Genomic DNA, 15,453 nt, shown 5'->3' on the forward strand with positions numbered 1-15,453 from the left:
GGTGGGCAGCCGATTTGGGAGCTTCTCACCGGGTACCTGGACCCGATCCTGGCCGGGATCAGGCCCTGGCACCAGTGTTAAGTAGCCGATGAGCGTGCCAATGCGCGCCGACCCCACTGCGGGTCGGGTTGCCGACGGATGCGCGCGGCTGACGACGCGTCCTCACCCGGCCCGTAGCACTTTGCACATTGTGAATTTGCCAACGGCTAGCGGCTCGCGCGCGGATGGCTCGGCGCGGTCGAAACCATTGCGCCGGTACAGCGCAATGGCGTGCTCGTTGCTGGAGGCGACCGTCAGCAGCAGGACCTCAACGCCCACCTGTGTCGCCCACTGCTGGACCTCCTGCACCAGACGGTCCCCAACGCCGCGCCCCCGCACTGCGCGACTGACCCACAGCGTTCCCAACTCAACGGCGTCAACCCGCGAACCCGGGAAACCGCTCACCATTCCAACAGGGAGCCCATCGGACACCGCTATCAGATTGCACGATCCAGGAAGGCTCAACCGATCCCGCCAGCGCTCCTCACGATCACCGCTGCCTTGCCAATCCCGCAGTCGCGATGTGAACGCATAGGGAGCATCGGCGAGCGCCGCGAGCCGCAGCTGCCGCCAAACCTTCCAATCGTCGGACGTCGCCACCCGCATCTCTATCACGCCCCGAAGGGCGCATGTCGATGCCGTCGAATGCAATCCGAATAATTCTCGACCGCTCTCCTCGAGGTGGATCACCGAACACACTCACATGCCGCTGGGCGAGCGGATCGAACCGGCCGACTGGCCGGCAGTCGATCCTGCTGCGCGGAGTTGTTCCGATAGCGGCGAGCACTGTTGACTTCTCCGCGTGCGTGAAATACACCGTTCAGTCGCTTCGTCGGCTTTGAAGGCGATGTGCTCGATTGCCGTGTTCGTCATCGCCGCGTCGTTCGTAGGCGGCTGTTCCGCTGACCGGCCAGATCTTCGTGCAACGGGTGTTTCGTCGGGCCTGGCTGCGTTCTATGGGCAATCCATCGACTGGGTCTCCTGTGGGGATGGGGAAACCGGCGGTTGGTTCGCCGAACCGGCGGCGGGGCAGCAGTGTGCCCGAGTGCGGGCGCCGCTCGATTACCAAGGCGTGCAAGGACGTTCGATCGCTGAGGTACAGACGGTGGTTCTCGCGATTACGCGCCGGCCTGCGACCGGAGCGAAGAAGGGCACGCTGCTCGCGATCAGCGGCGGGCCAGGTGGTACGGGACTGGATTTGATCGAGGCGCCCTATCCGCCGGAAGTGCTCGCAGACTTCGACATCGTCTCCTACGACCCGCGGGGGGTAGGCCGGTCCACGCCATTGATCCAGTGCGCTGGTGGGCTGGAACCCGACACCTCTACCGATGATCCCGAGTCGACCGAGGCAGCCGAACGGGCGGAGGTCGCGGCCTGCGTGCGTGACACCGGGCTCGACGTGCTGCGCCATATCGGTTCCGATGAGGCGACGAATGATGTCGACCTACTGCGTGCGGTGCTGGGAGAGGAACGGATCAACCTGCTCGCTTATTCCTACGGCACCCAGATCGCCGCCATGTACGCGCTGCGCTTTCCCGGCAACTACCGTGCCGCGGTACTCGACGGAGTCGTCGACATCGCTGAGCGACCGAACGAGATGCGCGTCGGTCAGGAACGCGGCTATCAGGCCACCTTCACCCGACTGGCCGCCTTCTGCGCCGGTGAATACCGGCGGTCCGGTGCCGAGTGCCCACTCGGCGTCGATCCGGCGACCGCCGAGGCGACCTTCCAGCAGTTGTTGCGCAACGCCGACGAGCGTCCGCTGCCCGCGCGTCGGGGCGAGCCGGTGACGGCGAGCGACATCCTCGAAGCAACCTATACCGGCCTGCTATGGCGGTCGTTCTGGGAGCCCTATCTACGTGCGCTGGAAGCGCTCCGACATGGCGACGGCACCATGGTCCGCCGATTCGCCGACTCTCAGGACAGCGCCAACACCAATGCGATCACCGCCATTACCTGCACCGATACGGCGGACCCGACTACCGATCGCGCGGCTGTACAGCAGGATGCGGCAGCCATCTATGACGCCGCGACCTTCGACAACTACGATCGCCGCCCGGCGGAGTTCCCGTTGGAAGACTGCGACCTCTGGCCGTTCCCAGGCAAGATCATTCCGGGCAAGATCCTGCCCGCGGTACCAACCCGCGTCGACTCCGCGGCGCCGCTATTGTTCGTCGGCACCCGGCACGACCCCACTACTCCCGTTGGCAATGCCGAACGGATGGCGAAGTACATGACGAGTCCGCTGCTGGTTCGTGAGGGCGATGGACACACTTTCGTTTTCGGCAACGAGAACAACTGCATCGACGTCGAGGTGGTCCGCTACCTGGAGGATCCGAACTCGGTGCGGGACAAGGTATGTGCGTGATAAGGCTGGGCCGTGGCTTACTGGGCGGCGGGTGCGGAGTCGCCGACAGCGGACGTTCAGCCGTGTCCTTCAGCCTCGGGCCTGGGGCGCGAGTATTGGCGACGAGTGCGCCGCGAAAGGCGGGCGCGCGGTGGCTGATATCCAGTCGACGCGACCAGTTTGCCCAGCAGATCGGTGCGCACGCCGAGCGCCAGCGCCGCGGCAGCGCGGATTTCGGATTCGTCACTGTTGAGCCAGGATTCGTCGGGCACCGCCGGTCGTCGGTACGTTCCGTAGGCGATCGCAGCACTGCGCGCTGGGTTCATCTGCGCTCGGTCGGCTGCGAGCCGACCAGTGACTGCGTCGGGGTGATAGAGCGGATCCGGAGCAGGATGTCGAACCATTCACCCAGGCCGGCACCACCGATGTAGTGGTCGGCATCGCGGTCCGGGTCGTAGGGTTTCGATGACGAGACGGAGCTTCGCGGGCTCGTGCCGCCATCGTTGTACCGCGTCGGCGGGCGGATTCCGTAAATCGAGCACATAGTTCTCGCGTTCGGGCAGGTCGAGCACGATGTCGGCGAAATCTTTCGCCGGCGCGGGGATGTCCATGTCGGCGCGGACCTGGCCGTGATGGAAGGTGACCGCCACCGACAGGTAGCCGGTGCCGAACCGTTTCCGGAGCAGAGATCCTGTGGTCGGGAACTCCTGCGACATCGCAGCCAGGGTGAGCCGGTCCGCGACGCCGTATTCGACACCCCTTCCCAGTGCCGGACAGGAGAGCTGAGTAGCGACCAAAGATGTCTTTGATTGCAAAGCTAGTTGACTTTGAAGGCAAAGGCAATTGGAGGTGAAGCAGATGTCAACGACGGAGTCGGGACCGGATACCGACGCCTGCGGATACATACGCCCCACCGAGTCTCGCGGCGGCGTGGGCCCGGCTCCGGTACTCAGTGGTCACCCAGCAAACAAATGTGGCGGGCCTGAGGGAGAATACGGATGTGAGCGACGCAATCAGCAATAAATTCAGACATCAGCTCGGCGTACCGGCGGTCGTGGCGCCGACGGGTGTCGTGGCACTCGTCGGCGGCTAGCTCGATGTCGGACCGGGAAGTGCCGGGACGGGAATCCATGCCAGGGCCCGGCGGGAAGAGGTTCGACAAGCTGGAACGGTTGCGCAGAAAGCTGGAAGGAATGAAAGCTTCCGAGAGCGGTTCCCCCGGGGCGGGAGACGGCACGTCGAATGTCACCCGGCTGCCGCGTCGCCCGCGGCGCGTGACGGAAGAAGCCGGCGAGCGTCCCCACAAGACTTGGCGTGCGGAAGGCGGCTCCGTCTACGATCCTGCACCGACCCGACCCGTCCTGCGATCGGAACTGCAGCGTGAGACAGGGTGGTGGCCGGTCGACCCCGGCGCGGCGCGGCCCCTCGCTCCGGAGGATGATCCGGGCAGTGCCGAGCAGGAGGCGAGTGTCGTCGATCTCGACGCATTGCGGCGGAAACGAGCTGGTGACGATGCCCCGGCCGTCGGCATCCGGCGCATGGCCAAACCGCGCCGAATTGGAAATAGTGCAGGCGAGAGATCCGGCACCGGCGGTGATCACGACGGTGACCGCAGCGATGACCCCCATTCTCCGCAGGTGGATGGACCTGCTGAGCGGCACTGACACTCCGCGATGCCGTCGCCGCCAACACCCACACCTACCCGTCGTGGATCCACACGCATTGCGTGACCAGGTGCGGAAGCAGCTGATCCCGACGCCGTCTCGAAGTTCCCACGTGCCTACGGCGGGATCGAGCTCCAATGAACTCCGATCAACGGGCGACCATGTCCTCGCCGAGGAATCCACCCGACTGGTGCCGCCACAGCTGCGCGTATGTTCCTTGCGCGCAAAGCAGCTCCTCGTGTGTCCCCTCCTCGACGACTCGCCCGTGGTCGAGCACCACCAGCCGGTCCATCCCGGCCACAGTGCTCAGCCGGTGCGCGACGACCAGTGCCGTCCGTCCTTCCATCAACTCCCAGAGCGCCTGCTGCACAAGTAATTCGCTTTCCGAGTCGAGAGCGCTGGTGGCCTCGTCCAAGAGCAGGATGGGCGCGTCCCGCAGGATGGCCCGGGCCAGCGCGACCCGCTGGCGCTGGCCGCCGGACAGTTTCACGCCGCGCTCGCCGATGAGCGTTTCCATACCCTGCGGCAGCGCCTCCGCGAACTCGGTGACGTGCGCGGCCTCGGCGGCCCGCAAGATCTCCGCGTCCGTGGCGTCCGGGCGCGCGAACCGGATGTTCTCGCTCAGGGTCCGGTGAAACATGGCCGGATCCTGTGGCACGTAGGCGATCAGACTGCGCAGATCCGCCTGCCGCAGCCGGGCGATGTCCTGCCCGCCGATGCGTATGGTTCCGGATTGGATATCCATCAACCGCAGCAGCAGTTGGGTGATGGTCGTCTTGCCGCCACCGGATCGTCCGACCAGGCCTACCTTGGCGCCGCTGGGCACGTGCAGATCCAATCCGTGGAACAGCTGCCGCGCACCCCCGTGCGTGAAATTCACTCTCTCGAACCGCACGTCGAAGCCCTTGGGCCGCAGTGGTTCCGGATGTTCGATATCGAGCACTTTCGGTTCGTCCAGCAGCAGTTCGGTGAACTGCGCCGCCTCGGTGAGCACCGTCTCCAACCGCCGGTAGATCTGGTTGAACCGGAACATGATCCCGGTGGCGTTGAAGTAGTAGGTGAATGCCACCACAATGGCCTCCACCCCCGCATTCTCGCCGCTGAGGCCCAGCGCGATCAGCAGGCCGATCACGTTGGTGAGCACCACCAGCGGCGCCACCAGCGTATCTATCCGCAGGTTCGCGTAATCCCAGGAACGCACCGACTTTCGCCGCGACGAGGCGACCCGCCGCCGATGCTCGGCCGCCTCCTGCGGCTCGGCAGCGAAGGCGCGCACCACCTGCATATTGGCCAGACTGTCGGCCACATGCCCGGAAACCTGCGCAATGGCGGCCTCCCGGTCGTCCACGAGCTTCTGGCGGCGCTGGATCAAAGGCATGATGACCAGCGCGGTCAGCACGATCATCCCCATCAGCACGACGACCAGCACGGGGTTGTAGCGCCACAACACAACCGAGGCGAACACCAGCGGCACCAGTGCCGCCAGGACCTCGAAGGCGAGGGTGTCCACGAACTGTTCGAACCGGGCCGCGAAACTGAGCGAGCGTTTCGTCAGCGAACCGGCGAAGTTATTGTGGAAGAACGCCGCGTCCTTGGCGAGCAACTCGTCCATGGCGAGTATGTACAGGTGCTCGATACCGTAGGCGTCGACTCGGTTCAGACAGTGAATCCCGATGCGCCACAGCAGTTCCGCGAGCAGCAGGGCGCCGCCGAAGGCGAGGATATACGGAGCCAGTGCCCCGAAACTCGTATCCCCGGTCACCGCGACCCGGCCGACCACCATGGCGACGATCAGCGGTGCGATGTACAGGTTGCAGATATTGCCGAGTGCCGGCGCCAGCAGCGCCGGAATCGTCGTGGCCTTGCGAGAGGCCATCTCCCGGCCATAAAAACGCAGCACCAGCTTGACCGCCGTTGCGCGTGAACTCATGCTCCCCCCTCTCGTCTCGAATCATCGAGCGATGCAGGTGAGCAATGATCGCGCATCCAGGCGGGTTACGGCCAGCGAATATCCGCCGACCGCGAGCTGAGTCCGCTCTCGTCACGCTCAGGGCCAGTCGGTGCCGCGCGCGTTCATGAACGGCCGCGTGTTGGTCGAGCTCCGAATGCTGGGTGACCAGATCCCGTTGCACGGATCCGACCCGGTGAACGGATCCGGGTGCGCCCTGCGGCTTCAACGATAGCTGGGGTCGTGTTCCTCGCGGTGGCTTGTCACGGTGAAGCGGACGATTCGTTCCAGGTCGATCAGCAGTCCCATGCGGTCGGCCGGAACCGCTTGGATGGTGCCGCCGCTACGGACGAGGTAGCGGCCGTCGGGATAGTCCATGACGTGGAAACCTCGGGACGGGGCCGGGCGGTTGTCGAAGGCGGCGCCCGGATAGACCGCGACGTGTACGACCAGGCTGCGGGGTCGTTCGAAGAAGCGCTCCGCTTGGGCGCGCGGCGACCACGAGGAATCATCATGGGACACCCGGTAGGGGCCATCGTCCTCGGCCTCCAGGTCGTGCCGGGAAACTTCGAGGCCAGGTCCGCGGCCGCGCGCGGTACTCGGTAGTAGTCCGATGATCCGGCGCGGCAATTGCGCCGCGTCGAACATCATCATGCGCACGTTTCCACCCCGGTACGGCGACCCGGCCGGTTCCTGGACGAGCAGCACCCCGTGCCGGTAGTGCACGGCCGCATGCACCCGCATGCGGTCCCCACCGACATCACCCGCCACCTCGATCCGCGCCTCGGGTTCCGCCAGAACCCGCAGCGCGGCGTACATCTCCTCGTCGAAAATCCGGTGCAGCGCACCGGCTTCCGCCTTCCACGCCTCGTCGTACTCGCTCACGGTGTCGAACGTCGAACGGTATTGCAGCGGGTAGGGCAGCACATCCCGGTCCGCGGCGCGCCACAGCACCTTGAAGGCCAGGGGAGAAAACGTCCAGTCCCTTCGGCTCATTCGCCGATCACCGGCGGCACCGTCTTGGCGCGGCTTGCCTCATCCAATCCCGTCAGTTCCTCACCGTTCTGCTGATTGACCAGATACTCCTTAGTCTGATGATCTTTATCATCTTCACTCTTCCCGCGTGGGGAAAATCCACCCATTCCCGGAAGTCCGCTCGTCCCGGACCGCCCGGAGCTCGCACGATTCGCGGCACCCGCCGACACTCCGGCCGCAGCCCCCGGAACACCTTGCACACTCCGACCTGGTGACGGAGTGCCCGACGAGCCCGCCCCAGCCGGGCTGCCCGCACCACCCGGCGAACTCACACCCGGCATCCCAGAGGCGGCGCGCGGATTGTCCCCCGGCCGGTTCGAGCTCGGATCGGTCCGCGAATCCTGATTCGCGGCTGCGGGAGTCGTCGGAGCATTCGCCGACGCCGGTGCGGTCGACGCCGGATCCGTCGTGTTCTCCTTCGACGCGGTCGGATTCGCTGCGCTCGGCTCGGTGTTGCGCGGATCGTCCTCGCTCCCCGGCCCCGCCTTATCCCCCGAATCCGGTTTGCTCCCGGAAGTCGGCTGTTGCCCTGGCGGTCCGGTGGTCGGCTGGGACGGAATCGGCTGATCAGTCGACTGGTGAATCGGGTTGTAAGGCTTGGGTACCAGCGGCACCTGCGTATCGGCTTCTTTGACCGCGGGATAGAAGACGTTCTTCACGACGTTCACATTGGCGTCGTGGTACTGCTCGTCGCGGTGCTGATTCAGTTTCCACGTGGGCCCGGGTACCCAGCTCGCCACATTGCTCGACCATGTGCTGTCGGGAGCCTCCTGCACAGCAGGTTTTGTGATGTCGATTGCGGATCGCACAATCTTCACCTTCTCCGCGACCAGTTGCACGGAGCCGAGGAGGTCGCCCGACTTGGCAATGTAATCGGCGATTCCCTGCGCGGCGGCCGACCCCGCGTCCCCGGTCCACTTGTCAGCGATCGCCTTCCCGATATCCGCTTTGAAGTTCGGCAGACCCTGATCAAGTTTGTTGCGGATGGACTCCCATGTGGCGTGTGTGACCCCGATGTCTTCGGGCTTCATTTCCTGTACACGGCTATAGAGGTCGTCCATCCGATCCGGATCATCGAACGCGCTCGCCGGGACCTGGGGGTCCTGATACTGGACGTCATCGACGGCATCCACGATCTCTCGAATCCGATTCCGCGCCTGGGTAGCCTCGACGCTCTCATCTCTGGATACATCCGGTGGACCGGATTTACCCTGCTCGAGGAGTACCGCGGCAATCGCAACCATGAACGGCAAACCCATCGTCAATCCCCCTGGTTAGCTCAAGAGCTGGTCTTGCTTGTCCTTGGACTCTTGCTGCTGGGCTTCGTATCGTGTCACCGAGACCTCGATCGTGTCGCGGATCAGGCCCACGACCTCGATGTGCTCTTTCAAGGCCGTGTCGACATCACCAGCACCGCCTATAGCCTTGGCTCCCAACATCTTTGCCAGCAGTTCCGAGCACTCGAATCGTCCGAAGCCCGTAACCGTCTGCACCATCTTCAGCTGTTCGCGCAGTCCCTCATAGAGGTCGATCTGACGATTGCAAGCGTCCCGGCAATCCTTCGCCACGGTGGAATCCAGGTACAGCCGCCCTGCCTTTGCCTCATCGGCAAGGTATCGCCAGGTGGTGATTTCGTCGTTCATGGCCATCCGCCACAACCTTTCGATCAGCGCGGGAATAAGGGCACAAGTGTCTCTGCTGCCGCCCGAGCACGATCACACGGTGCGACGCCCGCTCCAGCCGCGGTGTTGAACGCCGTAATCAACACCGCCCCCTGAGCTGCGGGAAACAGCAGATCGCAGTCTTCGCCATCTTTGTCGTTCATACGGTGGTATGTGACCCCACTACGCCCCGCAATCGAGATATCGGAGAAGTTCGTATTCTCGGACTTCTTCTGGAAGTCGTCGACAGTGTTCGTGGTGGACCAGACGCCGAGCGAATAGTTCCACCCTGATTGCCTGTCATGCCACGAACAGACCTTCCAACCTGGCTGCTGCACCCCCGAGATGCCGGACTCTTTCGTAGCCGGCACAACGCCGACCTTCTGAAGGACCTGATCCGAGATCTGCGTACACGGATCCCATAGCGCAGCAGTCGCCGCCGACGTACCAACCCCAGTACTCGGCGTCGCCTTCCCATCGGTCTCCGACCCGCACCCCGAGGCCAGCAACACCACCCCGGCCAGCGCCGCTACCGTCGCCGTCGTCCGTCGTCCCACCACAGCCTCCCGTCCAGGCCCAACACAGATGCCCCACAGTGTAGGACGCAGCCGATGTGAGTTCGGTTCCACTGGGGCTCCGTCCATCTCGTCGCAACTCGGCGCGCGGCTCGGTCGGCCGGGCGAACGCCGAGACGATCCGCCCCCTGTTGCTGCGCGAGACCCTACCGATCGGCCCGCGCGCATTGCGAAGGCGGGGCGGCCGACTCAGAAGAGGAAGTAGCGCTGCGCCATGGGAAGTTCGGTGGCTGGCTGCTCGGTCCAGACCTCACCGTCGATGCGGACGGTGAAGGTGTCCGGATCGACCTCGATCCGCGGCATGGCATCGTTGCCCGGCATATCGGTTTTGGTCACTGCCCGAACGTTCTTGACCGGCACCAGCTTTCGCCGCACATCCAGTCGGTCCGCGAGTCCGTCGGCGATTGCGTGTTCGGAGACGAAATGCAGCGAGGTGGCGGCGGCGACTGGGGCGGCGGCGCCGAACATGGGGCGCGGCAGCACCGGCTGCGGGGTCGGGATGGATGCGTTGGCGTCGCCCATGGCGGCCCACGCGATCATGCCGCCCTTGAGTACGGCGTGCGGGCGCACACCGAAGAATGCGGGATCCCACAGCACCAGGTCGGCCAGTTTGCCGACCTCCACCGAACCGATCTCGTCATCGAGGCCGTGCGCGATCGCGGGGCAGATGGTGTATTTCGCGACATAGCGTTGAGCCCTGGCGTTATCGGCGGCGCCGTCGCCGGGCAGGGCGCCGCGGCGGCGCTTCATGACGTGCGCGGTCTGCCAGGTGCGCATGACGACCTCGCCGATGCGGCCCATGGCCTGGGAATCACTGCCGATCATCGAGATGGCGCCCAGATCGTGCAGCAAATCTTCGGCGGCGATGGTCGAGGGTCGGATGCGACTCTCCGCGAAGGCGAGATCCTCCGGGATGGAGGCGCTCAGGTGGTGGCACACCATCAGCATGTCGAGGTGTTCGTCGAGGGTGTTCACCGTATGCGGCCGGGTGGGGTTGGTCGAACTCGGCAACACGTTGAGATGTGAAGCGACGGTGATGATATCGGGTGCGTGCCCGCCACCCGCGCCCTCGGTGTGATAGGCGTGGATGCCGCGGCCGGCGATCGCACCGAGGGTGTCCTCGACGAAACCCGCCTCGTTCAACGTATCCGAATGCAAGGCGACCTGAACGCCGGACGCGTCGGCCACCCGCAGGCAGGCATCGATCGCGGCGGGCGTCGAACCCCAGTCCTCGTGCAGTTTGAAACCCGAAGCGCCGGCCCGCAATTGCTCCCACATGGCCGCTTCGCTGACGGTATTGCCCTTGCCGAGCAGGACGATGTTCAGCGGCCAGTGGTCGGTGGCTTCCAGCATTCTGGCCAGATGCCAGGCGCCGGGGGTCACGGTGGTGGCCTTGGAACCTTCGGCCGGGCCGGTGCCGCCGCCGATGAGGGTGGTGATGCCACCGCCGAGCGCTTCGTCCATCAGCTGGGGACAGATGAAGTGGACGTGGCAGTCGATGGCGCCCGCGGTCACGATGCGGCCATTGCCCGCGATGATCTCGGTGGAGGGGCCGACGACCAGATCCGGGTGCACACCGGACATGGTGTCGGGGTTGCCCGCCTTGCCGATGCCGCAGATGCGACCGTCGCGAATGCCGAGGTCGGCCTTGATGATTCCCCAGTGGTCCAGGATGACCACACCGGTGATGACGGTATCCGGCGCGCCGTCGGCGCGGGTCGCACGGGCCTGACCCATGGATTCGCGTAGCACTTTGCCGCCGCCGAAGACGGCCTCGTCGCCCGCGCGTCCCGGCCCGCCGCTGCGGTCTTCGGTGATCTCGATCAGCAGATCGGTGTCGGCCAACCGGATCCGGTCACCGGTGGTCGGCCCGAACAGTTCGGCATACCGAGCCCGACTCAGCTCACTCATGTCCTACCTCCCGAGCTGCGGCGCTAGGCATCCAGGCCACCCGGGGGTGTCAGGCTGATGCCGTGGACCTCGCGGCGCCCGCCGAGCGGGACCAGCGAAACCCGCTGCCCCAGACCGGGTTCGAAGCGCACAGCGGTGCCGGCGGGAATATCCAGCCGCCGTCCGTGCGCCGCCGCACGATCGAACTCCAATGCGGTATTGGCCTGCGGAAAGTGCATATGACTGCCGACCTGCACCGGCCGATCGCCTGTATTCACTACATCCAGTTCTATGCGATCCGCCCCCGCGTTGAGCTCGATGGTCCCCTCGGCGCAGAGATATTCGCCCGGAATCATGTGCGCCCCTAGCCGATCGGGTGGTGGACGGTAACCAGTTTGGTGCCGTCCGGGAACGTCGCCTCGACCTGCACGTCGTGGATCATCTCGGGCACACCCTCCATGACGTCCGCGCGGGTGAGAACCGTTCGCCCGGAGGACATCAGCTCCGCGACCGAGCGTCCGTCGCGCGCGCCCTCCAGCACGTGGTCGGTGATCAGCGCGACGGCCTCCGGGTGGTTCAGCTTGAGCCCGCGCTCCTGCCTGCGCCGGGCCAGCTCGGCCGCGTAACTCAGCAGCAGCCGTTCCTGCTCGTGCGGCGACAGTCGCATCCGAGCTCCTCACCGGTTCGGGGGGCGAATGGGGTGACGGTCATTCTGGCACGCCCGTTCCGGGGATGCGGGGCGAGCGTCAGTCCCGCTTGGCCAGATTCTGTAGCCGGACCTGGCCGCGGGCCACCACGCGAGCCTCCTCGTCGGTGATGACGACCTGCCACAGCTGCTGCGTGCGGCCGCGGTGGACCGGGGTGGCCTCGCCGTAGAGCGTGCCCTCCCGCACCGCGCGCAGGAAATCGGTGTTGTTGTTCACCCCGACGACGGTGCCCCGTTCGCCGTACCAGACCCCGCCCGCGATGCTGGCCAGGGTCTCGATGACAGTGCAGTAGACGCCGCCGTTCACGATTCCGGCAGGCTGATAGAGGTGCGGCTTGACGATCCATTCGCCGCGGACGCGGTCCGGGCTGATCTCGGTGTAGCGCAGCCCGAGAAGGTCTGCGAAAGTGCCCTCGCTCGCCGTGGTCATCATCTCCGGCGTCACATCCGCCAGCGAGCGGATGGCCGAGGTCTCCTGTTGCGTCATACATCCACCTTGGCATCCCCCGCCGCCGCGCGACGCGCCGGGTTCACTTGCCCGCGAGCGTCACCGTCCGCTCGTGCAGCGGCTGGGTGGGCCGATTGCTGTGCGGGAAGAGCTCCCGATACCTGTCGGCTTCGGCGGCCGCGACACCCACCGGGGTGCGCAGCACGGTCCACGACACGCCTTCGCTGCACGGCGGGGTGGTCAGCGAACCCTGGTAGCGGAATTGATCGGGATCGGTCGGCAGGAATGCGCGCGGATCCACCGGGCCCGCGACCGTGATCGCCGCCTCCGCCTGTGCGGGTGCCGCGCCGAGGACGGCGGCGAAGGGCGAGGCACCGGGTCGCGCCTGCAGCAGCACGCCGAGTACCGCGAGGGCGCCCGCCGCACTCTTGTGGACCAAGTGCAACTCCATGGTGGTGCCGACGCCGTCCACGGTGTGTTCGCTCGGCAGGTGGAAATGGAACTGCACCAATTCGAACGGCGTTGCGTCCACGAGGATCCGATTCCCGTTCCCCGCGGGCAGATTCGCTTGCACGGTATGCCCGTTGTTCACCAGCTCGACCGACGGGACCGGCGCGTACTCGATTGTGATGTGGTCTCGCGGACTGAGCCGGATCCGGCTGGCCAGGTCGATCGGGGACTGCTGATGGCCGCGTTGACAAACAAGGAAGTCCCGGTCCAGATCGGCCCAGTGGTCGGGGCCTTCCGCGTCGTAGTCCCAGTGTGCCGGTGTGTGTGGCGCCGGATTCGCCTGCGGCTCGTTCGCACCGCTGGAGCACGCGGGAAGCGCCAGTATGGCGATCGCGGCCACAGCGGCAGCGGTGAAATGCGGGCGACGGAAACATTTGCGCACGAACACAACTCCTCGAGCAACGCTGGGAGGTCCGCGGCTCGACGAGCCGAGTCTCTCGAAACACGAGCGGCGCGGCGCACAGCGACGGGCACCGCTACTTCGACACGCCCGCCGAACGAATGGTTCAGGAGGACAGCATAATTCGCCTCGACACCGGTGCCGGGCGTCAGCGTATGCCCGGGCGACCGTAATCACCAGCCTTGGAAAGACAGAGCGACGGGCCCCCACCGGAGTGGGAGCCCGTCGCGGCAGAGGATCGGGGGTCACCGCAGCCCTCGGGACTCACGCTCGATCCGAACGCCGAATTAAGTATAGGTCAGGCTTACCTAACTAGGCAAGTGCTTCGCCGCACCGGTAACCCGCGTTCCTCCATCGCCTGCAACAGGCCCTGTCCGCGGCGGGCACCGATCAGGGCGTCCGTGCGCGCCAGATCCGGGACGTAGGTCGCCGCGCCGACAATGGATTCACCGACCAGCGACCAGAATCGGCGCGCGCTCAAACCGGCGCACCGGGCCAGCCCGTGCTGGATCAGCGACAGCGACGCCTCACAGCGATGCGCCAGCCACACGTACATCGCCCGCTCACAGGGCAATACGACAACACCGGGCTCCCCCGCGCGCCGATCCCCGTCGAGCACCCGAATCGTGGTGTCGGACAGGCCGGCCCAGTCGATGCCGCCGTCATTGTCGTTGTGCACCCACAGGTTCTCCAGTCCCGGATCCCAGGCCGCGCCCTCGGCCACCAGCAGCGCCGCAACCCGCCCGATCACCGCGTGGATGAGTGCCGTCGCCACGACCTCGGCGGCGGTATCGGCGCTGATCATCTCGGCGGCATGCCGCCGGTACATGAGCTCGATCCGCCCCTCGCGCAACCCATCCGAAAGCTTCCACCACCGGCGCTTACCCTGATCGGCCATATCCGCGACGGCGTAGACGCGCGGATGTTCCGGTTGCAGGGCGCGAAGCCGGTTGCAGGCGCGCGCGAACGTCACGGGGGTGTCGTAGGCGGCGCGGGTTGTCATGGGCTCGAGCATCGAACCTCCTCGGGGTCGGCTCCGTCGTAGAGTCGAATTCGGAAGATAGGTTAGGCTTACCAGACCTAGCAACCGGGCACCACATTTCGAGTCAGGAGTCGTTCGTCGCCGTGACCCCCCTTGGCACCGTGAGGCGGCGTCGCCTGATCGGACTTCTCACGCTCACCGCGCTGCTGCTGCTCGCGGTGCTGGCGAGCATTGCGATCGGTTCCCGATCACTATCCCCCGGCACCGTCTACGACGCCGTGCGCGACGGGCTCGGCTGCCCCGGCGGGCCATTCAGCTGCGCGGCCGGATCGACCGAGGCCGAAATCGTCCGCGAGCTGCGGCTTCCGCGCACCGTGCTGGCCCTCTTCTGTGGTCTGGCGCTGGGCATGACCGGTGCGCTGATCCAGGGCTACACCCGCAACCCGCTCGCCGACGCGGGCCTGCTCGGATTGAATTCGGGTGCGGCATTTCTGGCGGCGCTGAGTATGTATCTGTTCTCCCTCAGCGCGCCCGAGCAGTACATCTGGTTCGCCTTCGCCGGCGCACTGCTGGCGGGGCTGGTGGTCTTCGGCGCATCGGCCGTCGGCGGCGGCAAGGCCAGTCCATTGAGTTTGGTGCTGGCCGGTGCGGCCGTGACGGCATTCCTCACGGCCATGACCAATGCGATAGTGCTGCTCGACGTGACGGCACTGGACACCTACCGGTTCTGGGTGGTCGGCACCGTGGCCGGACGTGATGCCCAGGTGTTCTGGCAGGTACTGCCCTTCCTCTCGATCGGTTCGATCCTCGCGGTGGCCGCAGCGCCCGGCCTGAATCTGCTCAGCCTCGGTGACGAGGTGGCGCGCGGACTCGGCGTACATATCGGCCGCAGCCGAGCCCTCGGGCTGACCGCGGTGGTACTGCTGTGCGGCGCCGCCACCGCGGCGGTCGGGCCGATCGCATTCCTCGGGCTGGTCGCCCCACACCTCGCGCGGGTGTACACCGGGCCCGACTATCGATGGCTGATTCCGTACTCCGGACTCTTCGGCGCGCTGCTGTTGCTGATCGCCGATGTCATCGGACGCGTGATCGCGCGGCCCGGTGAACTCCAGGTCGGTGTGATGCTCGCCGTCGTGGGCGCACCGTTCTTCATCGCCTTCGTCCGCCGCCGAAAGCTGGTGAGTCTGTGAATCAGAGCAGCGACCGAACCCTCGCCGACACCGTCGAGCGCCGTCGCGGCGAGGCGGC

The 15,453-nt window shown here is 65.9% G+C and carries 16 protein-coding genes; 2 read left to right on the forward strand and 14 right to left on the reverse strand.

From position 1 onward, the window contains the following. Positions 1–162: 162 nt before the first annotated feature. Positions 163–729, reverse strand: coding sequence for a GNAT family N-acetyltransferase (locus AB0H61_RS37130; RefSeq protein WP_357313161.1), 567 nt, complete (start codon positions 727–729; stop codon positions 163–165). 415 nt (positions 730–1,144) lie between these two features. Here AB0H61_RS37130 and AB0H61_RS37135 point away from each other — a divergent pair, with 415 nt between their 5' ends. Next, on the forward strand, positions 1,145–2,407 hold the full coding sequence (locus AB0H61_RS37135) for an alpha/beta fold hydrolase (RefSeq protein ID WP_357313164.1): 1,263 nt from the start codon (positions 1,145–1,147) through the stop codon (positions 2,405–2,407). Between the two features lie 56 nt (positions 2,408–2,463). On the opposite strand, the gene AB0H61_RS37140 is transcribed toward AB0H61_RS37135, so the two are convergent. The 13 genes from AB0H61_RS37140 to AB0H61_RS37200 all read right to left on the reverse strand — a co-directional run bounded on the left by AB0H61_RS37140 (position 2,464) and on the right by AB0H61_RS37200 (position 14,238). After that, complete coding sequence (locus AB0H61_RS37140; protein ID WP_357313166.1) at positions 2,464–2,712, reverse strand: hypothetical protein; 249 nt, start codon at positions 2,710–2,712, stop codon at positions 2,464–2,466. A 78-nt stretch (positions 2,713–2,790) separates the two neighbouring features. Next, the gene (locus AB0H61_RS37145; RefSeq protein ID WP_357313169.1) at positions 2,791–3,291 is read right to left on the reverse strand and encodes an erythromycin esterase family protein; all 501 of its coding nucleotides are present in this window, start codon (positions 3,289–3,291) and stop codon (positions 2,791–2,793) included. Positions 3,292–4,198: 907 nt separating this feature from the next. Next, positions 4,199–5,980 carry an ABC transporter ATP-binding protein gene (locus AB0H61_RS37150; RefSeq protein WP_357313171.1) on the reverse strand — a complete coding sequence of 594 codons (1,782 nt, stop codon included), beginning with the start codon at positions 5,978–5,980 and terminating at the stop codon, positions 4,199–4,201. 243 nt (positions 5,981–6,223) lie between these two features. Continuing rightward, positions 6,224–6,994 carry an ESX secretion-associated protein EspG gene (locus tag AB0H61_RS37155; protein WP_357313174.1) on the reverse strand — a complete coding sequence of 257 codons (771 nt, stop codon included), beginning with the start codon at positions 6,992–6,994 and terminating at the stop codon, positions 6,224–6,226. After that, positions 6,991–8,292, reverse strand: coding sequence for a hypothetical protein (locus AB0H61_RS37160; RefSeq protein WP_357313177.1), 1,302 nt, complete (start codon positions 8,290–8,292; stop codon positions 6,991–6,993). Before AB0H61_RS37160 ends, AB0H61_RS37155 begins: the two co-directional genes overlap by 4 nt. 15 nt (positions 8,293–8,307) lie before the next feature. After that, positions 8,308–8,682, reverse strand: coding sequence for a hypothetical protein (locus AB0H61_RS37165; RefSeq protein WP_357313179.1), 375 nt, complete (start codon positions 8,680–8,682; stop codon positions 8,308–8,310). A 17-nt stretch (positions 8,683–8,699) separates the two neighbouring features. Further along, complete coding sequence (locus AB0H61_RS37170) at positions 8,700–9,251, reverse strand: DUF3558 domain-containing protein (RefSeq protein ID WP_357313182.1); 552 nt, start codon at positions 9,249–9,251, stop codon at positions 8,700–8,702. Positions 9,252–9,458: 207 nt separating this feature from the next. Then, on the reverse strand, positions 9,459–11,180 hold the full coding sequence (locus AB0H61_RS37175) for an urease subunit alpha (protein ID WP_357313184.1): 1,722 nt from the start codon (positions 11,178–11,180) through the stop codon (positions 9,459–9,461). 23 nt (positions 11,181–11,203) lie between these two features. Beyond that, a complete protein-coding gene (locus AB0H61_RS37180; protein WP_357313187.1) occupies positions 11,204–11,515 on the reverse strand; it encodes an urease subunit beta in 312 nt (103 codons plus the stop codon). Between the two features lie 8 nt (positions 11,516–11,523). Continuing rightward, entirely contained in the window at positions 11,524–11,826 is a 303-nt protein-coding gene (locus AB0H61_RS37185; RefSeq protein ID WP_357313190.1) for an urease subunit gamma, read from the reverse strand. A gap of 79 nt (positions 11,827–11,905) precedes the next feature. Continuing rightward, on the reverse strand, positions 11,906–12,298 hold the full coding sequence (locus tag AB0H61_RS37190; protein ID WP_357313285.1) for a PaaI family thioesterase: 393 nt from the start codon (positions 12,296–12,298) through the stop codon (positions 11,906–11,908). Positions 12,299–12,395: 97 nt separating this feature from the next. Further along, a complete protein-coding gene (locus tag AB0H61_RS37195) occupies positions 12,396–13,205 on the reverse strand; it encodes a carbonic anhydrase family protein (protein ID WP_357313192.1) in 810 nt (269 codons plus the stop codon). Positions 13,206–13,527: 322 nt separating this feature from the next. Next, complete coding sequence (locus tag AB0H61_RS37200; protein ID WP_357313194.1) at positions 13,528–14,238, reverse strand: hypothetical protein; 711 nt, start codon at positions 14,236–14,238, stop codon at positions 13,528–13,530. Positions 14,239–14,348: 110 nt separating this feature from the next. Here AB0H61_RS37200 and AB0H61_RS37205 point away from each other — a divergent pair, with 110 nt between their 5' ends. Further along, positions 14,349–15,395: an iron ABC transporter permease gene (locus tag AB0H61_RS37205; protein ID WP_357313195.1), complete on the forward strand. Its 1,047-nt coding sequence runs from the start codon at positions 14,349–14,351 to the stop codon at positions 15,393–15,395. The last annotated feature ends 58 nt before the right edge of the window (positions 15,396–15,453 follow it).

It is taken from the genome of Nocardia sp. NPDC050710, from assembly GCF_040654375.1.
Classification (GTDB): domain Bacteria; phylum Actinomycetota; class Actinomycetes; order Mycobacteriales; family Mycobacteriaceae; genus Nocardia.